The following is a 24456-nucleotide window of genomic DNA, read 5'->3' as shown; positions in this document are numbered from 1 at the left end:
TCTTAGTGAGTATTCGACCTCTTTTCGCGGCTGTGGCCGTTCTGGCCCTGGCCGGTTGCGCCAGCGATCCGGCACCCAATGAACAAATGCGCCTCACCGAGCAGGCCATCACCCAGGCCAAGGCCGTCGGTGCCACTGCCGACGACGTGCCGGAAATGAAACTGGCCGAAGCCAAGTACGACCGCGCCAAAGGCAATATGGCTGACGAGTCCTATCGCAATGCGCGCATGCGTGCCGAGCAGGCCGAGCTGGATGCACGTTTGGCTGAAGCCAAAGTGCTGACCCAGAAAAGTGAAGAACAGGTGAATGTGCTCAACACCCGCATCGTCCGTCTGCGCAAGCAACTGGGAGATGCCCAATGAGCCCCAAGTCCAAAGCCATCGGTGCACTGATCCTCGCCGGTTGCGCGAGCCTCTACGGCTGCGCCGGTCAACACAGCGAATCGGCTCTGCAAGAGGCGGGCGCTGACTTCCAGAAAGTCAAAGAAGACTCCAACGTGCTGCGCATCGCGCCGAAAGACGTGATCCGTGCCGGAGAATCCCTGGCCCGTGCCGATCGCCTGTCGACCTACTGGGGCAGCGGTTCGGACGTGGTGCATTACGCCTACCTGAGCCAGCGCTACAGCGAAATCGCCCGCGAGCACACCAATCAGGTGCTCAACGAAGAACGCATCGCCAAGCTCGAATTGGAGCGTCAGCGCCTGCAACTGGCCCTGCGGGAATCGAAACTGCTGAGCGTGCAGCAACAGGGCAAGTGGCTGGAAGAGCAGATCGTTGCGCTGGCCACCACGCAGACCGACCGGGGTCTGGTGATGACCCTCGGCGACGTGTTGTTTGATACCGGCGAGGCCGAGCTGAAAAACTCCGCCAACCGTGTAGTGCTGAAGATTGTGCAGTTCCTGCAACTGAACCCGAAACGCGTGGTGCGTATCGAGGGTTACACCGACAGTACTGGCGGCAAGCAGGAGAACCTCAAACTGTCTCGCGATCGCGCCCAAGCCGTGGCTGACGTGCTGATGGATCTGGGTATCGAGGACAAACGCATTCAAGTCGAAGGCTACGGCGACGAATACCCGGTGGACGCCAACGCTTCCGAGCGCGGGCGGGCACAGAACCGTCGGGTGGAAATCGTCTTCTCCGACGAAAAAGGCCAGCTCGGCGCCGCCCGCTAAGGGTTGCGTCTCTGGAAAGCCCGGACTGTCATGCAGTACCGGGCTTTTTTACGTCTGTCGAATGGCTCGCAAATCAGTACAGTCGGGGGCAGACACCGCACTGTATGGTCGACTAAAGTGGCAACTGTCCCAGTACACTTCTAAACTGTTCCGGTATTGTTTCACACAAGAATAAAATGCCCGTGAAATCGAGTGCTGCGTCATGACCAATCTCTTGCTCTACCAACGTATTGCTCAGCAACTGGCCGAAGACATTCGCCGTGGTGTCTATCAACCGGGGGAACGCGTGCCTTCGGTACGCAAGATGAGTTCGCAGCTCAACGTCAGCCATGCGACGGTATTGCAAGCTTATGCCAACCTCGAAGATCAGGGGCTGATTCGCGCACGGCCACAGTCCGGTTACTACGTACACCAGACGCCCGCGCTGATCGCGCCGACGCCGGACATCGCCCGGGTCGAGCGCCCGGGGCTGGTCACGCGCAGCAGTATCATTCAGCAGGTACTGGTCGAGTCGCGCCGCGAAGGCGTGTTCCCGTTGGGCGCAGCGGTGCCCAGCGTCGATTACTTGCCAGTGCGTGCGTTGCACCAGCAACTGGCCAAAGTCACCCGATTCCACAGCCCGCGCGCTTTCAGCTACATGTTCAGCCCCGGTTTTGAACCGCTGCGCCGGCAAGTGGCGATCCGCATGCGCGACGCTGGCGTGGTAGTCGATCCGTCGGAGGTGGTGATCACCCATGGATGTGTCGATGCCCTGCAAATGTCGTTGCGGGTGCTTACCCGTCCGGGCGATCTGATCGCCGCAGAATCGCCAACTTACTATGGCCTCCTGCAGCTGGCCGATCTGCTGGGCCTGAAAGTCATTGAAATTCCCAGCGATCCTGCCACCGGCATGAGCCTTGAAGCGCTGCAACTGGCGGCCAACCAATGGTCGATCAAGGCGCTGGTGCTGACCACGCGCCTGAGCAATCCGCTGGGCGGCACCATGCCTGAAGAGCGGCAGAAACAGCTGCTGCGGCTAGCCTCGGATTTCGATATTCAGATCGTCGAAGACGATATTTATGGCGAACTCATGTTTGAGCAGGGGCGCACCAAGGCGCTGAAAGCCTACGACCGTCTGGACCGGGTGATCTATTGCTCGAGTTTCTCCAAGACCTTGTCGCCCGGTGTGCGCATCGGCTGGATGATCGCCGGCAAGTATCAGCAGGAAATCCAGCGCTTGCAGACGTTCACCACGCACTCGGCGTGCAGCGTTACGCAGATGGCGATTGCCGCTTATCTGGAAAACGGCGGTTATGACCGGCATTTACGGTACATCCGCCAGGAATACCGAAAAAATCTCAGCGCCTTCCAGTTGGCCGTGCAGCAGTACTTCCCCGAAGGCACGCAAATGACCCGGCCCACAGGCGGTTTCATCCTTTGGGTGAGTCTGCCGGGGAGGGTCAATACCCAGGAATTGCATGTTCGCGCATTGCAGCAGGGCATCAGCATTGCACCGGGACTGATCTTCAGTAATACCGAGCAGTTCAACCACTGTATCCGCCTGAATTGCGGCATTCCGTGGAACCGCGAGGCCGAGCGGGCGTTGATGACGCTGGGGTTGCTGGCGACGCAATTGTGTCAGGAAACGGCTGGCGGATTCTGAACGAACGAAGGGTCGCGCTTGTCTTGTGACGTCCAACAAGCGAGCATATGGCCCTCTGCCGTCAGACTCGTTGGGTCCATGAAAGCGATTTTTCCTGCCACCTGGGTTTTGCTGTGCTTGCTGATGATCGGTCATGCGCCTGCTGTTGTGGCGGCCACGGTTCAGGAAAAACCGGCCGCAACCAGCACAGCGAAAAAATCGGCGGCTGTGAAAAAAGCAGTGCCCGCCAAGAAGCCCCAACAGAAAATCGTCAAGAAACGCCCACCGATCGCTGCCAAGTCGAAACCCGCCAGTGAAGTAGCGAAAACCAAATTACCAGCGGCCAAACTCGATCTCAGCCTGCCCAGGGACATGGTTCAAGAACTGAAGCCCAAGGGAACCATTGACCTGCCTAAGCGCGAGCCAATCCTGCCGCAGATGTTCGGCGAAAAAAATAGCGGTTTTCAACTTAACGGCCGTCTGCTCAGCAACGAAATGCAGTTGCAACTGCGCAACGATGAGCGCCGCGAAGTGGAAGGCGCAGCGTTGGATTTCGAATTCAAGCAGTAAATACCATCCGTCTGTGACCCGCAGACCAGACGCTTTGTCGGAGACTGGTCAGTCACATTCACTTATCGGTAAAAAGCCCGGTTCAGGGAATTTTAAACAGCCGTTTTAGCGGTTACTCTGTTCCGCGTCTCTTTTACACATCGCCCGTCGCGAGGATTTGTTCGTCATGAAATGCCGTGAAGGCTGTGGCGCTTGCTGCATTGCCCCTTCCATCAGCTCACCGATTCCCGGCATGCCCCAGGGCAAACCTGCCGGCGAACGTTGCGTGCAACTTTCGGTCGAAAACCTGTGCAGCATTTTTGGCCGCCCGGAGCGCCCGGCAGTCTGTTCCGGCTTCTCTGCCGACATCGAAGTCTGCGGCAGCAGTTCGGAAGAAGCGATCAGACTGATCGGCTGGTGGGAGCAAATGACGGCGGCGTGATGTGTCAAACGAACGGAACTTCAACAATAAGGAATAAGACTATGGGTTCGCTGCATCGTATCGCTGTGTTGTGTGGTTTGACGGCTGTGCTGGCTACGTCGGTTGCTCAGGCGGAAGACTGGAAGGTTGCCAAGAACGAAGAGGGCATCAAGGTTTCTCTGAGTGAAGTGCCGGGTTCGGACTACAAGTCCTATCAGGGTGTCGCGCTGATGAAGACCACCGTTGCCAAACTGCGCGCACTGCAAGAAGACGTTTCCGGCGCCTGCGCCTGGATTCACGAGTGCAAAACCCAGAAACTGCTCAAGCACGAAGGCGACCAGAGCTGGACCTACACCCAGTTCAACACGCCGTGGCCGGTCACGCCGCGTGACTCGGTGCTGCACGTCACCACCGTTGAAGGCGCTGATGGCAGCCTGACCCGTAACCTTGAAGGCGTGCCTAAGTACCTTCCGGAAGAGAAAGGTTTTATCCGTGTGGCACAGGTCAAAGGTTTCTGGAAGTTCGTACCAAAAGGTGACCAGGTCGAAGTGACCTATCAAGTGCACACTGAGCCAGGCGGCAGCGTGCCGGCGATGGTGGCCAACAAGTTCGTGGTGGATGCGCCGTTCAACACCCTCAAAGCTTTGAAAGAGCGCGCCGAGAAGTAAGCAACGCTTTGCACAAAAACGCCCCGATCGATTCGGGGCGTTTTGTTTTGTATCTATATTGTGTTTCCAGATATGCGTTGAACGAAATTTTCACAAAGCGTTCAAGACAATCCGCCCGCACTGTTTACACGCTGTTCCGGCCTTGAATGAAAGTGTCTGACAGCAGGGCAGTAATCAATGGCAATGGTGCGGGTGATCGTGCAACATTTGCGCACCGCGCACGCCCCGGGGTCTGGAATGACCAATAGAGGGCATGGCGCCGCTGTATTTTTTGCAACTTCAACTTCCAATGGGTCCTAAAACGACATGGCAAACCCGGACGCCCTGAATCAGCAGCGATCTTCCAGTCGCCTGCTGCAACCGACCGTCAAATCGCATCTGGCCTACACGCTGCTTTGTGCGCTGGTCATGATGGTGATGTTTTCCGTGCTGCGCCTCGCGCTGCTGGTCTACAACCGCGAGATGATCCTCGACACCCCGGCCTCGACCTTCCTCGAAGCCTTCGCCAACGGCCTGCGTTTCGACCTGCGCCTGGTGGTCTACGTGTGCATTCCGCTGGTGCTGGCGCTGTTCAGCGCCCGTGCCATGGCCGCGCGCGGCTTTTTCCGTCTGTGGCTCACCGTCGCTTCGAGCATCGCGCTGTTCCTCGGCCTGATGGAGATGGACTTCTACCGCGAGTTCCACCAGCGCCTTAACGGCCTGGTGTTCCAGTACGTGAAAGAAGACCCGAAAACCGTGATGAGCATGCTCTGGTACGGTTTCCCGGTGGTGCGCTATCTGCTGGCGTGGGTCATCGGCACGGTCATTCTGACCCTGGCATTCAAAGGTGCCGACCGCGCCACGCGTCCGCGCGGGCCTTTCAGTGGTGGCAGCGTCGGCACGCGTCAGATCGCGCCGTGGTATGCGCGCCTCGGGGTATTCGTGGTTTGCCTGCTGATCTGCGTGGTCGCCGCCCGTGGCACCCTGCGTCAGGGCCCACCGCTGCGTTGGGGTGACGTCTACACCACCGAATCGAACTTCGCCAACCAGCTCGGCCTCAACGGCACGCTGTCGCTGATCGCGGCTGCCAAGGACCGCATGGGCGAAGACCGCGACAACATCTGGAAAGCCACACTGCCGCAAGAACAGGCGCAGAAAGTGGTACGCGAGATGCTGGTGATGCCGGACGACAAACTGGTCGACGCTGACATCGCCGCCGTGCGCCGTGATTACACGCCGCCCGCCGACAAAACCCTGCCGATCAAGAACGTTGTCGTGATCCTCATGGAGAGCATGGCCGGTCACTCCGTCGGTGCCTTGGGCGCGCCGGGCAACATCACGCCGTATCTGGACAAATTGTCGAAAGAAGGCCTGCTGTTCGACCGCTTCTTCTCCAACGGCACGCATACCCACCAGGGCATGTTCGCCACCATGGCGTGCTTCCCTAACCTGCCGGGTTTCGAATACCTGATGCAGACACCGGAAGGCAGCCACAAACTGTCGGGTCTGCCGCAGCTGCTCAGCGCACGCAAGTATGACGACGTCTACGTCTATAACGGCGACTTCGCCTGGGACAACCAGTCGGGCTTCTTCAGCAACCAGGGCATGACCAACTTCGTTGGCCGTAACGACTTCGTCAACCCGGTGTTCTCCGATCCGACCTGGGGCGTGTCCGACCAGGACATGTTCGACCGCGGTCTGGTCGAGCTGAAGGCACGGGAAAACGGCAAGCCGTTCTACGCCTTGTTGCAAACCCTGTCGAACCACACGCCGTATGCCTTGCCGACGCCATTGCCGGTCGAGCGCGTAACCGATCGTGGCAGCCTCAACGAACACCTGACCGCCATGCGTTACTCCGACTGGGCGCTGGGCCAGTTCTTCGAGAAGGCGCGTAAAGAGCCGTACTTCAAGGAGACCCTGTTTGTCATCGTCGGCGACCACGGTTTCGGCAACGAGCGCCAGATCACCGAAATGGACCTGGGTCGCTTCAACGTGCCGATGCTGATGATCGCGCCGGGCATCCAGGAAAAGTTCGGCACCCGTGACCACACCGTGGGTACGCAGATCGACATCGTGCCGACCATCATGGGTCGTCTCGGTGGCGAAGTGCGTCATCAGTGCTGGGGCCGTGACCTGCTCAACCTGCCGGAAGGCGACACCGGTTTCGGTGTGATCAAGCCGTCGGGCAGCGAGCAGACCACTGCGATCGTCACCGCTGACCAGATTCTCGTGCTGCCGAAAGAGAAAGAAATGGCACCGAAGATCTATCAGTACCAGTTGGGCGCCAACCCAAGTGCCGAGATCATTCCTGATGCTCCGCGCACCGCCGAGTTGAAACTCAAGCTTGAGGCGTTCCTGCAAACAGCGACCAAGAGTCTGATGGACAACACCGCCGGTGTGATTAACGGCAAGCCGGACTGATTGCTCGTGCAATAAACTCCGCGCGATAAAAAAGAGGCCCTGAAAAGGGCCTCTTTTTTTTGCGGCTTAGATCGTTATATCCGGCCAAGTAGCAACAGCACCAACAGCACGACCAGCACCACACCAATAATGCCCGACGGACCATAGCCCCAACTTCTGGAGTGCGGGAAGACCGGCAGACCACCGATCAGCAACAGGATCAGGATAATGATAAGAATTGTGCCCATGTCGATTTCCTTGTTGAGAGAGTTCGAGAAGTCTTGGTGTTCAAAGGGCGGCTGGAGAGTAAGTAATTTCCAGACGGCTTACAAAATCCGACCGGTGCGAATGAAAGAAAATTCAATGTTTTTTTAATGTATTTGGATTGCTCGCTTATTTCGTTTGAAGCGCAAGATCAAAAGATCGCAGCCTGCGACAGTGCCTGCGCGAATCGGTGTAGGGACTGCCGCAGGCGGCGATCTTTTGATCCTCCATTCAGCAACTTGATGGAGCGTGGGCGCGCGCAGAACCTTCGCTACACTCCGCGCATCTTCCCCGGAACAACAAGGCTGTCTGCTATGCAAAATCGCATGATGATCACTGGCGCGGGCTCGGGTTTGGGCCGCGAAATCGCACTGCGCTGGGCGCGTGAAGGCTGGCAGCTGGCCTTGTCCGACGTCAGCGAACCCGGCTTGCAGGAAACCCTGAAACAGGTTCGCGAGGCGGGCGGCGACGGTTTCATCCAGCGCTGCGATGTGCGCGATTACAGCCAGCTCACGGCCTTCGCCCAGGCTTGTGAAGAAAAGCTCGGCGGCATCGACATCATCGTCAACAACGCTGGCGTGGCCTCGGGCGGTTTCTTCAGCGAGCTGTCGCTGGAAGATTGGGACTGGCAGATCGCAATCAACCTGATGGGCGTGGTCAAGGGCTGTAAAGCGTTCCTGCCGCTGTTGGAACAAAGCAAAGGCAAGATCATCAACATCGCCTCCATGGCCGCACTGATGCAAGGCCCGGCAATGAGTAACTACAACGTGGCCAAGGCTGGCGTGGTTGCGCTCTCGGAAAGCTTGCTGATCGAACTGGCGCAGCAGGAAGTTGGCGTGCACGTGGTCTGCCCGTCCTTCTTCCAGACCAACTTGCTCGATTCCTTCCGTGGCCCGACTCCGGCCATGAAAGCGCAAGTTGGCAAGTTGCTGGAAAGTTCGCCGATCACCGCCGCCGACATCGCCGACTACATTTATCAGCAAGTAGCCGCCGGTGAATTCATGATCCTTCCCCACGAACAAGGGCGCATGGCCTGGGCGATCAAGCAGAAGAACCCGCAACTGCTCTATAACGAAATGACGTCGATGGCCGAGAAAATGCGCGCCAAGGCCAAACAGAACAACGGCTGACCTTGCCCGTTGGTGCTCGCCTCGTTAGGGTGGCCGCCTGGGTCACCTTGCCGAGATGTGTGCATGCTCAATTATTTGTGGTTCTTCCTCGCGGCGTTGTTTGAAATCGCCGGTTGTTTCGCCTTCTATATGTGGTTGCGCCAGGGCAAAAGTGCGTTGTGGGTAATTCCGGCACTGCTCAGCCTGACCCTGTTCGCGCTGTTGCTGACGCGTGTCGAAGCGGCTTACGCCGGCCGCGCTTATGCCGCTTACGGTGGCATTTATATCGTCGCTTCGATCGGCTGGCTGGCGGTGGTGGAGCGCGTGCGTCCGCTGGGTTCGGATTGGATCGGCGTGGCGTTGTGCGTGATCGGCGCCAGCGTGATTCTGTTCGGGCCGCGCTTCTCTGCGGCCTGAATCGATGGTTTTGTGGGAAGCGTCTGACAGCTCAATGCTGGCGAAGGTGTAAGGCAAGACTGATTTGCCGGCCGTGCATTGTGGCGCGCCGGCAAGCCGCGCATCTTCAGGGTTTGCTAACCCTGAAGGACGAACCTCATGCTTGTACTCAGCCGTGTTGTTGGTGAGTTGATTTCCATCGGTGACGACATTTCCCTGCGCGTTTTGTCAGTCAACGGTTCCAGCGTGCGCTTTGGCGTCGACGCGCCACAGAAGGTCAATGTTCATCGCTCGGAGGTCTATGACCGGATCCAGCGCAAGCAGGCTGCGGAAAAAGCGCGCTGAAGGTTTCAGTCGAAAAGGTGCTTGGGCACGTCGTGCTTGAGCATCAACTGGCACTGCTCGCTTTCCGGGTCGAAGACGATCAGTGCCTGGCCCTTGGTCAGTGCCTGGCGCACGCGCAGCACGCGGGTTTCCAGCGGCGTGTCATCACCGTTGTCGGTACCGTCGCGGGTGACGAAATCTTCGATGAGACGGGTGAGGGTGTCGACTTCAAGAGCGTCGTAGGGAATGAGCATGGGCACCTCGGCTGAATCAATGTCGGGATGCTACGGCGATTGCCGGTTGCCTGCCAGTTTTGTGTTGCTTGATCTGGCCCCTTCGCGAGCAGGCTCGCTCCCACATTTGTAATGCGTTTCCCTGTGGGAGCGAGCCTGCTCGCGAAGGCGATGGTTCTGCCAACAATGATTTAACTGTCCGAACGCTGCCCCACCAGACTGTCCACCGACGGCACCCGCGTATCGCTTTCCATCTGCGTGTCATGCTCGATCTGATGACTGAAGCGATCGAGCGATGCATTCGCTGGCGCCGCATCGCTGGCAAACACCGGCGGACTCAAGATGTAGGCGCCCAACAACCGACTCAGCGCCGCCAGACTGTCGATGTGCGTACGCTCATAGCCGTGCGTCGCATCACAACCAAACGCCAGCAGCGCCGTACGAATGTCGTGGCCGGCCGTCACTGCCGAATGCGCGTCGCTGAAATAATAGCGGAACAGGTCGCGGCGCACCGGTAGCTCGTTGTCACTGGCCAACCGCAGCAAATGTCGCGACAAGTGATAGTCATACGGACCGCCGGAATCCTGCATCGCCACGCTCACCGCGTGTTCGCTGGAATGCTGCCCCGGCGCCACTGGCGCAATGTCGATGCCGACAAATTCACTGACGTCCCACGGCAACGCTGCAGCGGCGCCACTGCCGGTTTCTTCGGTAATGGTGAACAGCGGATGGCAGTCGATCATCAATTCCTGGCCGCTGTCGACGATGGCTTTCAGCGACGCCAGCAACGCGGCAACGCCCGCCTTGTCATCGAGGTGGCGGGCGCTGATGTGCCCGCTTTCGGTGAATTCCGGCAGTGGATCGAAGGCCACCACGTCACCGACGCTGATACCCAGCGAATCACAATCGGCTTTGGTTGCGCAGTAGGCATCCAGGCGCAATTCGACGTGATCCCAACTGATCGGCATCTCGTCCACCGCCGTGTTGAATGCATGCCCGGAAGCCATCAACGGCAACACGCTGCCGCGAATCACACCGTTGTCGGTAAAGAGGCTGACGCGGCTGCCCTCGGCAAATCGGCTCGACCAGCAACCGACCGGCGCGAGGGTCAGGCGCCCGTTGTCCTTCACCGCGCGAACGGCGGCGCCAATGGTGTCGAGGTGCGCAGACACCGCACGGTCAGGGCTGTTCTTTTTGCCCTTGAGCGTGGCGCGAATGGTGCCGCGCCGGGTCATTTCAAACGGGATGCCGAGTTCTTCCAGGCGCTCGGCGACATAGCGCACGATGGTGTCGGTGAACCCGGTAGGGCTGGGAATGGCGAGCATTTCCAGAAGGACTTTTTGCAGGTAGTTCAGATCCGGTTCGGGGATTTGAAGGGTCATGGAAACTCCAGATGGGTTGAGCACATCGATGGTTTCGATGAGGAAAATGTGTGGTGCATGCGAGTCAGTCTTCGCGAGCAAGCTGTGCTCCTGTCCCACAGGGAGCGCAATGACATGTAGGAGCAAAGCTTGCTCGCGAAGGCGTCAGTCCAGTCACTAAGGATTCAAGAAACAGCCGGCTGACTGTGCGGAAACAACAAATCGACAAACCGCTCCGCCGTCGGCTGCGGCTCATGATTGGCCAGACCGGCGCGTTCGTTGGCCTCGATAAACACGTACTCCGGCTGATCCGCCGCTGGCACCATCAAGTCGAGCCCGACCATCGGAATATCCAGCGCCCGCGCCGCACGCACCGCCGCGTCGACCAGTGTCGGATGCAGAATTGCCGTGACATCTTCCAGCGTTCCGCCGGTGTGCAGATTGGCCGTACGGCGCACAAACAAATGCTCGCCGGCCGGCAAAATGCTGCTGTAGTCGTAACCGGCCGCATGCAAGGTGCGCTGGGTTTCGTGATCCAGCGGGATTTTGCTTTCGCCGCTGGTAGCCGCTTGCCGACGCCGGCTCTGCGCCTCGATCAACGCGCCAATCGAATGCTGACCATCACCGACCACTTCTGCCGGCTTGCGAATCGCGGCGGCGACCACTTCAAAACCGATCACCACAATCCGCAGGTCGAGACCTTCATGGAAGCTCTCAAGCAGCACGCGAGTGTCAAATTGCCGGGCGGATTCAATGGCCTGCTGCACCTCTTCAATGCTCTGCAGATCTACCGCCACACCTTGGCCCTGTTCACCGTCGAGGGGTTTGACAACCACCCGTTGATGTTCATCCAGAAACGCCAGATTGTCGTCAGCATTACCGGCCAATTGCTGCGACGGCAGCTGTAGACCTGCGGCTTTCAGCACCTTGTGCGTCAGGCTTTTGTCCTGACACAGACTCATGCTGATCGCGCTGGTCAGATCGCTCAACGACTCGCGGCAACGCACGCGCCGGCCGCCGTGGCTGAGGGTAAACAGCCCGGCGTCGGCGTCATCCACTTGCACATCGATACCACGCCGATGAGCCTCCTCAACGATGATCCGCGCATACGGATTGAACTGCGCCTCTGGCCCCGGGCCGAGAAACAGCGGTTGATTTATGCCGTTCTTGCGCTTGATCGCAAAGGTCGAGAGATTGCGAAAACCGAGCTTGGCGTAAAGGCTTTTGGCCTGACGGTTATCGTGCAAAACCGACAGATCCAGATAGCTCAAACCGCGACTCATGAAGTGTTCGATCAAGTGCCGCACCAGCACTTCGCCGACACCCGGTCGCGAGCATTGCGGATCGACTGCCAGGCACCACAGGCTGCTGCCGTTTTCCGGGTCGTTGAATGCCTTGTGATGATTCAGGCCCATGACGCTGCCGATCACCGCGCCGCTGTCATCGTCCTCGGCCAGCCAATACACAGGGCCGCCCTGATGATGTGGGGTCAGCAGTGAGGCATCGATCGGCAACATGCCGCGCGCCTGATAAAGAAGATTGATCGCCTGCCAGTCCGCCTCACTCTGTGCGCGGCGGATACGGAAGCCGCGAAAAACCCGGGTGGCCTGACGGTAGTCGCTGAACCACAGGCGCAAGGTATCGGACGGGTCGAGAAACAGTTGCGTCGGCTCCAGCCCGAGAATCTGCTGCGGCGCGGCGACGTACAGGGCGATATCACGCTCGCCGGGCTGCTCGTTAAGCAGTTCCCGCGCCAGTGAGGCCGGGTCGGGAAAGGTGTGGCCGATCAGCAACCGGCCCCAACCGCAATGTACGGCGATAGGATCGGCAGCCAGTGCGCTGCCGTCTTCGGCAAAACGCGCCTGCAAGCGTTCATAGGACGGTGTCTGACCGCGGATCAGGCGTTGGTTGATGGCCGTGGCATGGGGTTTCATCGATCAGATTCCTTGTTCACTGAGCCAAAGGTTCAGGGCCGCCAGTTGCCACAGTTTCGAGCCGCGCAATGGCGTCAGTTGGCCCTGCGGATCGGTCAGCAATTTATCGAGCATCGCTGGGTTGAACAGGCCGCGATCCTGACTCGGATCGAGCAGCAGTTCACGCACCCAGTTCAGCGTATCGCCCTGCAAATGCTTGAGACCAGGCACCGGGAAGTAACCTTTCTTGCGGTCGATCACTTCGCTCGGGATGACTCGACGCGCGGCTTCTTTCAACACTTGCTTGCCGCCGTCGGGCAGCTTGAATTTGCCCGGTACGCGGGCAGACAGTTCGACCAGTCGGTAATCGAGAAATGGCGTACGTGCTTCAAGGCCCCAGGCCATGGTCATGTTGTCTACGCGTTTGACCGGGTCGTCGACCAGCATCACTGTGCTGTCCAGACGCAGGGCTTTGTCCACCGCTGCATTGGCACCGGGCTGTGCGAAATGTTCCTTAACGAAGTCGCCGGCGGCGTCATGAGCGGTCAGCCATTTCGGCTGTACGGTGGCAGCGTAATCGTCATAGCTGCGGTCGAAAAATGCGTTGCGGTAGGCCGTGTAAGGATCGGCCGCGCCATCGACTTGCGGATACCAGTGATAACCGGCGAACAGCTCATCGGCGCCCTGGCCGCTCTGTACCACCTTGCAGTGCTTGGCCACTTCACGCGACAGCAGATAGAACGCGATGCAGTCGTGGCTGACCATTGGTTCGCTCATCGCGCGGAACGCGGCGGGCAACTGCTCGATGATCTCTTTTTCGTCGATGCGCAATTGATGGTGCTGCGTGCCGTAATGCTTGGCGATCAGATCCGAATACTGGAATTCGTCGCCACGCTCGCCGCCGGCATCCTGAAAGCCGATGGAAAAGGTCGACAGGTTCTCCACGCCGACTTCACGCAGCAAGCCGACGAGCATGCTCGAATCGACACCGCCGGAGAGCAGCACGCCAACGTCCACTGCCGCGCGTTGACGAATCGCCACCGCTTCGCGGGTGCTGTCGAGGACGCGGTCGACCCAGTCTTCGAGGGTCAGATTTTTCTCGTCCTCGTGTGGGCCGTAGGGCAGGGTCCACCAGGTTTTCTGTTCGGTGGTGCCATCGGCTTCAACACGCATCCAGGTCGCTGGCGGCAGCTTTTCGATACCGGCCAGCAACGTGCGCGGCGCGGGCACCACAGCGTGGAAGTTCAGGTAGTGGTTGAGCGCTACCGGATCGAGGATCGGGTTGATGTCGCCACCCTTCAGCAGTGCCGGCAGCGCCGACGCAAAGCGCAGGCGCTGACCGGTACGCGACAGGTACAGCGGCTTCACGCCGAGACGGTCACGGGCGATGAACAGGCGCTGGGCGTCGCGTTCCCAAATGGCGAAGGCAAACATGCCGTTGAGCTTTGGCAGCAGCGCTTCACCCCAGGCGTGATAACCCTTGAGCAGCACTTCGGTGTCACCACCGGAATAGAAGGCGTACCCCAGCGCTTCGAGCTCTGCACGCAGTTCCGGGAAGTTGTAGATCGCGCCGTTAAAGGCTAGCGAAAGGCCCAGTTGACTGTCGATCATCGGCTGCGCCGAGCCATCCGACAGGTCCATGATTTTCAGGCGACGATGACCCAGGGCAATCGGCCCTTGGGCATGGAAGCCCCACGCGTCGGGGCCGCGGGGGGCCAGGTGATGGGTGATTCGCTCAATGGCTGCAAGGTCTGCAGGTTGATGATCAAAACGTAACTCGCCAGCTAATCCGCACATATAGTCCTTACCGGTTTTTCCGTTGGGGAGGGTATTTCTTCAGTGGCCGACATGGCCGGTACTCAGAAACTGACCCGTGTGAAATTCAGGAGTTTTAGATCGATAAGTTATAAGGACGAGCGGTGCTCAGGCGTTTGCTGGCGCAAAAGCCTGTTTTGCAAAATGTGCGGTACATAGTTATCGGATCTATACAAAATTTCCGGCGATCGCTGCTGAATCGAACCGGATTTTGATTATCCGGCGGCAAGATCGACGCGCTACGGTGCAGCTCGCTATTGCATCCAGGAAGTTTGCGTATGTCCGAACAAGGAAGTGTTACCGCCGACGCACAGCGTCTCGGCAGTTTGCTGGAGATCACCGGGGATCTGGACAAGGCGCACGTGCTGCGAGACCGGCTGCCGTCATGGCTGATGAAGGCTGATGCGGCGTGGATGGACGGCGTGCACAGTGCTTATACGGACGCGCAGCCGCATGACGCCGAACTGAAAAAACTGCTGCGCAAGGTCGAAGGTCTCGAGCCTTTCTGCGCGCGATTGTTGACCAGCACGCTAAAGGAAAAATTTGCCGTGGAGCTGGATGTGTACAACGATTCCCTGTGGATTGTGCACCTCAAGCACACACTCAACACCAACAAGACCCCGGCGATCTGGATCGCCCATACCTACACCGAAAAGTTCAGCCTGTTGCAGGCCGCCATGCAGAACTTTTCTGCCGATCAGGCCCAGGGCAAGGATTTAGGGCACGAGAGCTCGATTCGTCGGGGCAGCAAAGCGCGCAGGGTATCGGAACTGTCCGCCGCTGATTTTGCCAAGTGTTGCCGTGAACTCAATCTCGGCCAGCGCTATCAGATCCATTTGCAGGAAGCCATCGACCTTTCGGTGCCGGTGCAGGATGAGTGGGTCAGCAATTCGGATGCGCAGACGCTGCGCGCCTTGCACCGTCATGAATTGCGCGTCGACTCGCACTTCGCCTACCTGAAAAACGATATCAGCCTGCCAGCGCACCAGATGTTGCTCGAATTGACGGAAAGTGGCGAAGGACTCGCGGCGCGACAGACCGTGTATGACGGAAAACCACTGGTCTGGGAAAGCCTCGAAGTGCTTGATACCTGCATTTGGGGGGCGCTGGTGTTATCGGGCCGCTCTGCACAACAAACAGACGGCAAATGCTTGGTCTATATGCCAGGAGACACCTACCGGAGGCTGTTCGAGTACCCGTCGCTGGACGACTTCAGAATCTACCTGGAGCTCAAATTACAGGTCAAAGCCTACGCCCGGATGTTTGAGCGCTATGTTGGCCAACCTGACCACGGCACCTTTTTCAAGACGTTCGCTGCCAGCCGCAAGCCTACGCAGATCAAACTCAAACCGGTCACTGCCGGGCTCTTGCAGTTTTTTTTCAACAGTTTTGTCGGGAAACTGCAGATTGATTCAAGAACCCTGGCGGTGCCGACAGCTGACTTTGACGCCGATGAACAGCGCAAACGTGAAGAACGACGCCTGGAAATTGCCCTGGCCATCGGCAATCTCGGTGGTTTTTTCGTGCCGGTGCTGGGTCAGTTGATGATGGGAGTGGCAGTCGGCGAGCTACTGAGCGAGGTGTACGAGGGCGTACAGGACTGGCGCGAGGGTGAAAAGAGTGAAGCATTGACCCACCTGTTTTCTGTTGTGGAGAACCTCGCCGCCATGGGGTTGTTTGCAGTAGGGGGCAAGATCGTCCATTCGATTCGTGGCACCGCGACCTCCGCGCCTGAGTTTTTTGACGGTTTCGAGCCAGTGGCGAGTCGCGATGGGCTGACGCGGCTATGGAAACCGAACCTGCGACCTTATCGTTTGCCTCCGAAACAGGCGGCGCAGATCAAGCCCACGAAGCCCGAACAGCTTCGGGTCGAGGATGAGCACTACCTGATAATGGACGATTCGGCTTATCTGGCGCGCTTCAATAAAACCCTCGATGCCTGGCGAATCAACCATCCAGGGAGTCGTGAGCACTATCAACCACCCGTGAAATACAACGGTCGCGGCTGGCAGCACATTCATGAGGATCCTGCTCAGTGGCAGCATCTGCTGTATGCCGTGCGACGTTTGCACCCCGGCACCGCGCAGATGACGGATGAAAGGCTGGAGCAGATTTGCGCACTGACGCAAACCTCGCTTGAACACCTGCAGCAACTGGCCGAGCGGCATCAAGGGGTTTCAGCGCGTTTTGATGACATGGTTCAGCGTTACGCGCTGGAGCAGGAGGTTCGCGATTTCATCTGGCAAATGGAACAACCGAATTTTGCCAGCGCCGAGAATGTCGTGCTGCAACTGCAGGCTCTACCGGATCTGCCGGGCTGGCCGCAGAACCGGTTTTTCAAAGTATTTGATAAAGCGGATGAGCTGATTTCACGCTACCCCGAGCCGCCACCGCTGGATGACGATGAACTGAGTATTCACATCACTCAGGCGCAGATGGAGGCCGGTGAGTTGCTGCAGACGACCGCTGAGGGGATCTATCCGGCAGAACTTGACGCGTTGCTCGGTGAGCCACTTGCGGGGCGGGCGCCGGAGCCCTTGCTGGCGCGACGCATCGGCGCATTGTTGAAGGAAGATTCCCTGCCATTGTTCCAGCGTTTGTACCCGGTGCATGATCGCGCAGTCAGCGCGCAACAGGTCTTGCTCAAGGCGCAATATCCAGACGTGCCTGTCTCTGTACTGGATGAGTTGAGCGCTGGACTCAGTAGTGTTGAACAGACGCATCTGAGCGAGACCCGGCGCATCCCGTTGACCCTTGGCCAGCAGGCGCGCGAGGCTCAAACCGAGATCCGCGTAGACCGTGCCATCAGTGGCCTGAATTTGCCGGCGTTGGCGGATGAACGCACGCGCACGCTGGCGCTGGGCTTGCTCGGAGAGGAGCCCGGTTGGCCGGAAGATTTGCGGATAGAGTTGGTGCAAGACAATCGCCTGGGCAGCGTGCTCGACAGTGCCGGTCAATCGTCGGCGAGCCATCACCGCGTGGTATTGAAGATCGGCAACGCCTATCAGGCAGTCGATGCGCCAGAACAGCCATCGAAAGCGTTGCTGCGTGGCCCGCATGCTTTTTACCAGGCCGTCATTCAGACGCTGTCAGCGGCCGAGCGCAGCGCGTTGGGCATCGCCGGTAGCAATGTTAAAGACGCCGAGCGGCTTCAGATCAGTCTGTCGGCGAAGGCGACGGATCGTGCGCAATGCGCGCGAATCATCGCGCGGCAACCGCGACCGGCGCCGCAGGATCTGTCGTTGTGCCTGGTTGCCGATGCGCCGGCCGACTCTCCCCCGATCTATCCACGGCGCCTGATACGCAAACTCAAAAAGCTCTATCCATGGTTCACCGATGTGCAGGTCAATAGCTACCTCGCTGCGTTGGGCAGCACGCATCTCGAACGCGCCACGGCGCTGCGCAAGCGCCAATTGAGCTTGGAAACACTACGTGCCGAACTCAAGGCCTGGAGTCTCGATGAGGCGCAAATGGCCAAGCTGCCGGGTGATCCGAAGCAGTATCAGGCAGCGCGGCAAAGCGTTGCCTTGAAGCTGGAGAACTGCTGGCGCCATCAGACCTTTCTCGCGGGTGAGGACAACGTGCCCGTGCCGGGCCTGAAGCTGGACGGTATGCGGGTCGGCAACCTGCCAGCGTTTAGCGGCGAAGTAGATTTCGGCCATGTTCAACGTCTGTCATTGCAGAACATGCAGTTGGCCGATGACGTCGGCTATTTTCTCAAGGCATTCAAGGGGCTAAAGCGTCTGGAACTCGACGCAAACAGCATCACTCGGCTGCCGGAAGTGCTGTCGCACATGACGCTGCTGCAAAATCTGAGTCTGCACGACAACGCCCTCGGTCTGAACGCCCACACCGCCGAAAAGCTCGCGCACATGTGCGGTTTGCACGTGCTGGATCTGAGCGATAACCCGCTGGGCGATACACCGGATGTCAGCCAGTTGAAGGCTTTGCTCAAGTTGAACCTGCGCAATACCCGGGCCCGGCAGCTGCCGCAGGGGTTGTTGACATTGTTACGCCTTGAGGAAGCGGATTTGCGCGAAAACGACATCCAGACGCTGCCCGCTGAACTGTTTGAGGCACCGATCGCACTGACCGAGAAAATCAATCTGCGCCTTAATCCATTGGCGCCTCAGAGCCAGCGGGCACTGCAGGCTTACCGCGAGCGTACCGGCGTGGGCATGGGCTATCTGGAGGACGAAATCGGCCTGTTGAGTGATCAGCGTGCTCGTGAAGTCTGGTTGGCGGCGGACACGGCAGAGGGGTATCTGGAACGCTCGGCGACCTGGCAGGCACTCAAGGACGACTGGCGTTCAAGTGACTTTTTCAAAGTGTTCTATCAACTGGTGCACGCGAAGGACAACCGCCTGGTTCATCAGGAAATGGTGCGGCGGGTGTGGGCGGTGCTGGAGGCCGCCGCTGCCGACAGTGAACTGCGCGGGCTGCTGTTTGCGCTGGCGGAGGGGGAGCCCAACTGCGTGGATGCGGCGGCGTTTACCTTCAGCGAGATGGAGGTCAGTGTGATCATCGACCATGCGTTGCGCGCGTCCGGGAGTACCGGGTTGGACGACAAAATGTTGATCGCGCTGGGGCGTGGGCTGTTTCGGCTCGACCGACTGGATACCTATGCCGATCTTTTCAGTGAGCGCCGTAACGTTGTTGACCGGCTCGGCGTGCGGTTGGCGTTTCGCAAGGGGCTGGCGGACTCGCTGGATCTGCCGGGGCAGCCGAAAAACATCACGTATACGCAGGTGGGCGGCGTCACCGCGGAGGACCTCGCCGATGCCCTAGCCGACGTAACGACGGGTGAAATGTCGGCTTCTCTGCAAGCTTTTCTGGTACGGCAGAACTTCTGGCGCCGCCATCTCAAGCAGCACTTTGCACAGGACTTCACGGCCGCGACTGACCCGCTGATGGAAAAGCTCGCAGCATTGAAATCTGACTCTGCGACCTACCAGCGTGATGTGCATGCGCTGCAAAGCGAATATCGACAGGCGCGAGAAGCGCAATTCGAGCGTTTGACCCAGCGGGCGCTGGAACAGCAGGACGTGCGTTCCAGCAATGTGTGCCCGCTGCGTTAACGCGTGCCGCGTATCAGGTTGCGCAAGGCAAAGCGATTCGGGTGACAGGCCTCGGCCACGCTGCGAGGCAGCGGCAACGGTTCGTTGTTCAGCCACGCGGCGAGCAACTCGCCCGATAGCGGCGCGGTGATCAAGCCGCGTGAGCCGTGGCCGCTGTTGACGTAGAGACCGTCAAGCCATGGGCAGGCGATGTCCGGTATCTGGCGCGCATCCTTGCTCAGGGCGGCGTAGGCTTGAATGAACGCTTCGCGGTCGGCGAGGGGGCCGACAATCGGCAGGTAATCGGGGCTGGTGCAGCGGAAAGCGGCGCGGCCCTGAAGGCTTTCGACAGGTTGTTCATTGAGGTGCAGACGGGCGACCAGGTCGCTGGAAATCTCTTCGAGCATCGCCAGATTGCCTTGGTGTTCGGCAGTCGTTGGCGTCAGGTCATCGCTGTTGAAATCGAAACTGGCGCCGAGCGTGTGTTCGCCCAAACGGGCGGGGGCGACGTAGCCTTCGGCGCACACCACGGTGGTCAATGCCTGACTCTGCGCGGTTTCGGCGAGACAAGTGATCTGCCCGCGAATGCGCTTGAGCGGCAGCTCGGCACTTTGTGCAAAACGTTTGATTTCGGCAGCGCCGGCCAATACCACCACCGGTGCGCTGGCGAGTAGACGTTCGCCGTCGAAGGCTTGCCAGTGCTCATCGACCTTGCGCAGCTCAAGCACCTCGTGATGGCTGAGCAACTCGATGTTCGCTTGTGCCGCTTGTGCCTGACACAACGCAGGCGGATGCACCCAGCCACCTTCCGGGTAGTACAAACCGCCATGCGCCAGAGCGACACCGGCGCGGGCCTGTGCCTCAGGCTGATCGAGCCACTGCAACAGATCTTCCGCAAAGGCGTCTGCCAGTTGAGCGTGGCGTTCGGCCTCCTTGGCATTGAAGGCCAATTGCAGCACGCCGCAGTCATCCCAATCCGTGCCACGTTGCAGGGTTTCGAGCAGACGACGGGTGTAACCGAAACCGCTGACGATCAGTTGCGACAACGCGGTGCCATGGGCGGACAGTTTCAGGTACAGCACACCTTGCGGGTTGCCCGAAGCTTCTTGCGCAACGGCTTCGTGGCGCTCCAGCAAACTGACCTGCCAACCGCGAGCGGCGAGGCTCGCCGCCGTGGCGCAACCCGCCAGACCCGCGCCGATCACCAGCGCCCGACGCTCAGCGGAAATGGGCGCAGGACGAGCGAACCACGGTTTTTCAGGAGCGGGCGGCGCAACGTCTGCGGGCCAACCGAGAAACTCGCCGCGGAGGATTTCCCACTTATGGCCGATGCCCGGCGTGCGCTTCATCTTGAAGCCTGCGGCATTGAGCAAACGCCGCACCCAGCCGGTGCTGGTGAACGTGCTGATGGTCGAGCCGGGCGCCGCCAGTCGTGCCAGTTCGACAAACAGTTCGGCGGTCCACATGTCAGGGTTTTTCGCCGGGGCGAAACCGTCGAGGAACCATGCGTCGATCTGCGCATCGAGCTGCGGCAATTGCTCCAGCGCGTCGCCGATCAGCAGCGTCAGCGTCACGCGACCGTTGGCCAGGGTGATGCGCTGAAAGCCTTGATGGATGGCCACGTAATGCTTGAGCAACTGATCGGCCAGCGGCTTGAGTTCCGGCCATAACGCCAAGGCGCGCTGCAGGTCGGCAGGGCTCAGCGGGTACTTTTCGACGCTGACGAAATGCAGGCGCGCACCGGCGACTGCATGTTGCTCGAACAATTGCCACGCGCAGAGAAAATTCAGCCCGGTGCCGAAGCCGGTTTCGCCGATGACCAATCGGCCCGCTGCTGGCAACGCGGCAAAGCGCTCGGCCAGCCGGTTCTGTTCGAGGAACACATAACGGGTTTCATCCAGACCTGACTTGTCGGAAAAATACACGTCATCGAACACTCGCGAACGCGGGCGTCCCTGGTCATCCCAATCGAGTTGGGCGTGGGGCAATACGGGCTTCATGGCAGGCTCGGCAACGACAAGGCGGCCATTCTAGCCGATTGGGCGAGGGGTGCTTGATCCATGGCAAGGCTTGGGTTTGCAAGCTCAAGGACAATGGGTGATTCAAGACCTGAACCGATAACCCCCTCACCACAAGGGTTTCCATGCAAGTCAGGTTTGTCATGCAATTCAAGGGTTGCCAGTCCGCACAAGAGTCAGGGGAATTTCTCCGCCTTGCCCGTGCCCAATGCGCTAGTCTTGCTGAATCCTGGAAGGAGCCGTGCAATGTTTGAATCTGCTGAAATCGGTCACGCCATCGACAAAGAAACTTACGAGGCTGCCGTCCCCGCGTTGCGTGAAGCGTTGCTGGAAGCCCAGTTCGAGTTGCAGCAGCAGAAGCGATTCCCGGTGATCGTGTTGATCAACGGCATCGAAGGCGCCGGCAAGGGCGAGACGGTGAAACTGCTCAACGAGTGGATGGACCCGCGCCTGATCGAGGTGCGCACCTTCGATCAGCAGACCGACGAAGAACTGGCGCGACCACCGGCCTGGCGCTACTGGCGAATGCTCCCGGCCAAAGGGCGGATGGGGATTTTCTTTGGCAACTGGTACAGCCAGATGCTGCAAGGGCGGGTGCATGGTCTGTTCAAGGACCCGCGTCTGGATCAGGCGATCAATGCTGCCGAGCGTCTGGAAAAAATGCTCTGCGATGAAGGCGCGCTGATCTTCAAGTTCTGGTTCCACTTGTCCAAAAAACAGATGAAGGCACGGCTCAAGGCCTTGGCCGATGACCCGCTGCACAGCTGGCGCATCAGCCCGCTGGACTGGCAGCAATCGCAAACCTACGACAAGTTCGTCAAATACGGTGAGCGCGTGCTGCGCCGTACCAGTCGCGACTACGCGCCGTGGCACGTTATTGAGGGAGTGGACGCCAACTACCGCAGTCTGGCGGTCGGCAAGATTCTGCTGGAGGGCCTGCAAAACGCGCTGAAGCGTCCGGATGTGCACAGTGAAGAGGTCAACGCTGCACCGCTGGGCACCGCTGTCGATCAACTGAACCTGCTCGACAGCCTCGATCTGACCCAGCGCCTGGAAAAGAAAGATTACGAAGAACAACTGATCACCGAGCAGGCGCGGCTGTCCGGGCTGATGCGCGACAAGCGCATGCGTCGCCATGCTCTGGTTGCAGTGTTTGAAGGTAACGACGCAGCAGGCAAGGGCGGGGCGATTCGCCGGGTCGCGGCGGCTCTCGATCCGCGTCAGTACAGCATCGTGCCGATTGCCGCGCCGACCGAGGAGGAGCGGGCGCAGCCGTATTTGTGGCGTTTCTGGCGGCACCTGCCGGCGCGCGGCAAGTTCACGGTGTTCGACCGTTCCTGGTATGGCCGTGTGCTGGTGGAGCGGATCGAGGGTTTTTGCAGCCCGGCCGACTGGTTGCGCGCCTACAGTGAAATCAATGACTTTGAAGAGCAGATCGCCGACGCGGGCGTGATCGTGGTCAAGTTCTGGCTGGCCATCGACAAGGACACACAGATGGAGCGTTTCCAGGCGCGTGAAGAGATCCCGTTCAAGCGCTTTAAAATCACCGAAGATGACTGGCGCAACCGCGACAAGTGGGATGCCTATCGCGCGGCGGTGGGTGACATGGTTGACCGCACCAGCACGGAAATATCCCCGTGGACGCTGGTTGAAGCCAACGACAAGCGCTGGGCCCGGGTCAAGGTGTTGCGCACGATCAACCGCGCGCTCGAAGAAGCGTTCGAGAAGTCCGACAAGAAGGCCAAAAAGCACAAGGACTGAACCGATGGGCGCGCATACGCGGGGTGAATGATTGTCGCGGTCGTTGTTGCCGTGGACTTATGCTCAGGTCCACTCTCAACCGACAACAACAATGAGGTATGCCATGCGTGAAGTGGTGATCGTCGACAGCGTGCGGACTGGCCTGGCCAAATCCTTTCGCGGCAAGTTCAACCAGACCCGCCCCGACGACATGGCGGCTCATTGCGTCAACGCATTGCTCTCGCGCAATGACATCGATCCGGCCAGCGTCGAGGATTGCATCGTCGGCGCCGGCTCCAACGAAGGCGCGCAGGGCTACAACATCGGGCGCAACGTGGCGGTGCTCTCGCGCTTGGGCACCGGCACAGCGGGCATGACCCTCAACCGTTTTTGCTCTTCGGGCTTGCAGGCCATCGCGATTGCCGCCAACCAGATTGCTTCGGGTTGCAGCGACATCATCGTCGCCGGCGGCGTCGAGTCGATCAGCCTGACGATGAAAAGCGTCAATACCGATCACCTGATCAACCCGCTGCTCAAGCAGCAGTCACCGGGCATCTATTACACGATGGGCCAGACCGCCGAAGTGGTGGCGCGGCGTTATGGCGTCAGCCGTGAGGCGCAGGATCGTTACTCGCTGCAAAGTCAGCTGCGCACCGCTCAGGCGCAGGCTGCCGGGCTGTTCAATGATGAAATCGTGCCGATGGCGGTCAATTACCGCGTCGAGGACAAGAACAGCGGTGCAGTGCAGATCCTTGATGGCGTCGTCGATCGCGACGACTGCAACCGCCCGGACACGACTTACGAAAGCCTCGCCGGCCTGAAACCCGTGTTTGCCGAAGACGGTTCGGTGACGGCGGGCAACTCGTCGCAACTGTCCGATGGCGCGTCGATGACGCTGGTGATGAGCCTGGAAAAGGCGCTGCAATTGGGCCTCAAACCGAAAGCGTTTTTCCGTGGTTTTACCGTGGCTGGCTGCGAGCCGGACGAGATGGGCATCGGCCCGGTGTTCTCGGTGCCGAAGTTGCTCAAGGCCAAGGGCTTGCAGGTGGCGGATATCGATTTGTGGGAGCTTAACGAGGCGTTCGCTTCACAGTGCCTGTACAGCCGTGATCGGCTGGAGATCGATAACGAGAAGTACAACGTCAACGGCGGCTCGATTTCCATTGGTCACCCGTTTGGCATGACCGGGTCGCGGCAGGTCGGGCATCTGGTGCGGGAGTTGCAGCGGCGTAATCTGCGTTACGGCATCGTCACCATGTGCGTGGGCGGGGGGATGGGTGCGACTGGGTTGTTTGAGGCGGTGCGTTAAGCGCTGACCTGTTTGTAGTCTGATCTACCGCTTTCGCGAGCAGGCTCGCTCCCACAGGTGATCGCATTCCCCTGTGGGAGCGAGCCTGCTCGCGAATGAATTCACCAC

Annotated in this window: 19 protein-coding genes; 13 read left to right on the top strand and 6 right to left on the bottom strand. The window is 59.4% G+C overall.

Translation table 11 applies throughout. The annotated features are described in order from the left end of the window. Positions 1 to 5: 5 nt before the first annotated feature. The 7 genes from JFT81_RS28525 (at position 6) to JFT81_RS28495 (ending at position 6830) form a co-directional block, all read left to right on the top strand. A complete protein-coding gene (locus JFT81_RS28525) occupies positions 6 to 362 on the top strand; it encodes a DUF4398 domain-containing protein (RefSeq protein WP_201230978.1) in 357 nt (118 codons plus the stop codon). Then, positions 359 to 1171 (top strand): OmpA family protein, encoded by an 813-nt coding sequence (locus JFT81_RS28520; RefSeq protein WP_201230977.1) that lies wholly within the window; start codon positions 359 to 361, stop codon positions 1169 to 1171. The genes JFT81_RS28525 and JFT81_RS28520 overlap by 4 nt, the downstream gene beginning before the upstream one ends. Positions 1172 to 1373: 202 nt before the next feature. Further along, positions 1374 to 2813 (top strand): PLP-dependent aminotransferase family protein, encoded by a 1440-nt coding sequence (locus JFT81_RS28515; protein ID WP_201230976.1) that lies wholly within the window; start codon positions 1374 to 1376, stop codon positions 2811 to 2813. A 78-nt stretch (positions 2814 to 2891) separates the two neighbouring features. After that, positions 2892 to 3362, top strand: a complete 471-nt coding sequence (locus tag JFT81_RS28510) for a translation initiation factor 2 (protein ID WP_201230975.1) — start codon at positions 2892 to 2894, stop codon at positions 3360 to 3362. A 166-nt stretch (positions 3363 to 3528) separates the two neighbouring features. Continuing rightward, positions 3529 to 3783 (top strand): YkgJ family cysteine cluster protein, encoded by a 255-nt coding sequence (locus JFT81_RS28505; RefSeq protein WP_201230974.1) that lies wholly within the window; start codon positions 3529 to 3531, stop codon positions 3781 to 3783. A gap of 41 nt (positions 3784 to 3824) precedes the next feature. After that, positions 3825 to 4430 carry an START domain-containing protein gene (locus JFT81_RS28500; protein WP_201230973.1) on the top strand — a complete coding sequence of 202 codons (606 nt, stop codon included), beginning with the start codon at positions 3825 to 3827 and terminating at the stop codon, positions 4428 to 4430. A 306-nt stretch (positions 4431 to 4736) separates the two neighbouring features. Next, entirely contained in the window at positions 4737 to 6830 is a 2094-nt protein-coding gene (locus tag JFT81_RS28495) for an LTA synthase family protein (protein ID WP_201230972.1), read from the top strand. Between the two features lie 74 nt (positions 6831 to 6904). Here JFT81_RS28495 and JFT81_RS28490 read toward each other — a convergent pair whose 3' ends face one another. Continuing rightward, positions 6905 to 7063 (bottom strand): DUF3309 family protein, encoded by a 159-nt coding sequence (locus JFT81_RS28490; protein ID WP_169432680.1) that lies wholly within the window; start codon positions 7061 to 7063, stop codon positions 6905 to 6907. A 324-nt stretch (positions 7064 to 7387) separates the two neighbouring features. Between JFT81_RS28490 and JFT81_RS28485 the strand changes: the two genes are divergently transcribed. The 3 genes from JFT81_RS28485 to csrA all read left to right on the top strand — a co-directional run bounded on the left by JFT81_RS28485 (position 7388) and on the right by csrA (position 8923). After that, positions 7388 to 8203: an SDR family oxidoreductase gene (locus JFT81_RS28485; RefSeq protein WP_201230971.1), complete on the top strand. Its 816-nt coding sequence runs from the start codon at positions 7388 to 7390 to the stop codon at positions 8201 to 8203. Positions 8204 to 8266: 63 nt separating this feature from the next. Beyond that, on the top strand, positions 8267 to 8599 hold the full coding sequence (locus JFT81_RS28480) for a YnfA family protein (protein WP_201230970.1): 333 nt from the start codon (positions 8267 to 8269) through the stop codon (positions 8597 to 8599). Between the two features lie 138 nt (positions 8600 to 8737). Then, a complete protein-coding gene (gene csrA / locus JFT81_RS28475) occupies positions 8738 to 8923 on the top strand; it encodes a carbon storage regulator CsrA (RefSeq protein ID WP_201230969.1) in 186 nt (61 codons plus the stop codon). A gap of 5 nt (positions 8924 to 8928) precedes the next feature. Here the strand turns inward: csrA and JFT81_RS28470 are convergent, their stop codons facing one another. The 4 genes from JFT81_RS28470 to JFT81_RS28455 all read right to left on the bottom strand — a co-directional run bounded on the left by JFT81_RS28470 (position 8929) and on the right by JFT81_RS28455 (position 14206). Continuing rightward, positions 8929 to 9156 carry a YheU family protein gene (locus tag JFT81_RS28470; protein ID WP_003192759.1) on the bottom strand — a complete coding sequence of 76 codons (228 nt, stop codon included), beginning with the start codon at positions 9154 to 9156 and terminating at the stop codon, positions 8929 to 8931. A gap of 170 nt (positions 9157 to 9326) precedes the next feature. Beyond that, positions 9327 to 10517 (bottom strand): osmoprotectant NAGGN system M42 family peptidase, encoded by a 1191-nt coding sequence (locus tag JFT81_RS28465; RefSeq protein ID WP_201230968.1) that lies wholly within the window; start codon positions 10515 to 10517, stop codon positions 9327 to 9329. Positions 10518 to 10681: 164 nt separating this feature from the next. Continuing rightward, the gene (gene ngg, locus JFT81_RS28460; RefSeq protein WP_201230967.1) at positions 10682 to 12430 is read right to left on the bottom strand and encodes an N-acetylglutaminylglutamine synthetase; all 1749 of its coding nucleotides are present in this window, start codon (positions 12428 to 12430) and stop codon (positions 10682 to 10684) included. Positions 12431 to 12433: 3 nt separating this feature from the next. Continuing rightward, on the bottom strand, positions 12434 to 14206 hold the full coding sequence (locus JFT81_RS28455) for an N-acetylglutaminylglutamine amidotransferase (protein ID WP_201230966.1): 1773 nt from the start codon (positions 14204 to 14206) through the stop codon (positions 12434 to 12436). Positions 14207 to 14502: 296 nt separating this feature from the next. On the opposite strand from JFT81_RS28455, the gene JFT81_RS28450 reads away from it, so the two are divergent. Next, on the top strand, positions 14503 to 19302 hold the full coding sequence (locus JFT81_RS28450) for an NEL-type E3 ubiquitin ligase domain-containing protein (protein WP_201230965.1): 4800 nt from the start codon (positions 14503 to 14505) through the stop codon (positions 19300 to 19302). Here the strand turns inward: JFT81_RS28450 and mnmC are convergent. After that, entirely contained in the window at positions 19299 to 21281 is a 1983-nt protein-coding gene (mnmC, locus tag JFT81_RS28445; RefSeq protein WP_201230964.1) for a bifunctional tRNA (5-methylaminomethyl-2-thiouridine)(34)-methyltransferase MnmD/FAD-dependent 5-carboxymethylaminomethyl-2-thiouridine(34) oxidoreductase MnmC, read from the bottom strand. The two genes, JFT81_RS28450 and mnmC, sit on opposite strands and share 4 nt — an antisense overlap. A 264-nt stretch (positions 21282 to 21545) precedes the next feature. Here mnmC and pap point away from each other — a divergent pair, with 264 nt between their 5' ends. Next, complete coding sequence (gene pap, locus JFT81_RS28440; RefSeq protein ID WP_201230963.1) at positions 21546 to 23060, top strand: polyphosphate:AMP phosphotransferase; 1515 nt, start codon at positions 21546 to 21548, stop codon at positions 23058 to 23060. A 103-nt stretch (positions 23061 to 23163) separates the two neighbouring features. After that, positions 23164 to 24348: a thiolase family protein gene (locus JFT81_RS28435; RefSeq protein ID WP_201230962.1), complete on the top strand. Its 1185-nt coding sequence runs from the start codon at positions 23164 to 23166 to the stop codon at positions 24346 to 24348. Positions 24349 to 24456 lie beyond the last annotated feature (108 nt).

The sequence above is a fragment of the Pseudomonas sp. TH43 genome (assembly GCF_016650635.1).
Classification (GTDB): Bacteria; Pseudomonadota; Gammaproteobacteria; order Pseudomonadales; family Pseudomonadaceae; genus Aquipseudomonas.
Note: the sequence above shows the minus strand (reverse complement) of the source record. Positions and strands in the feature narration are given on the sequence as shown.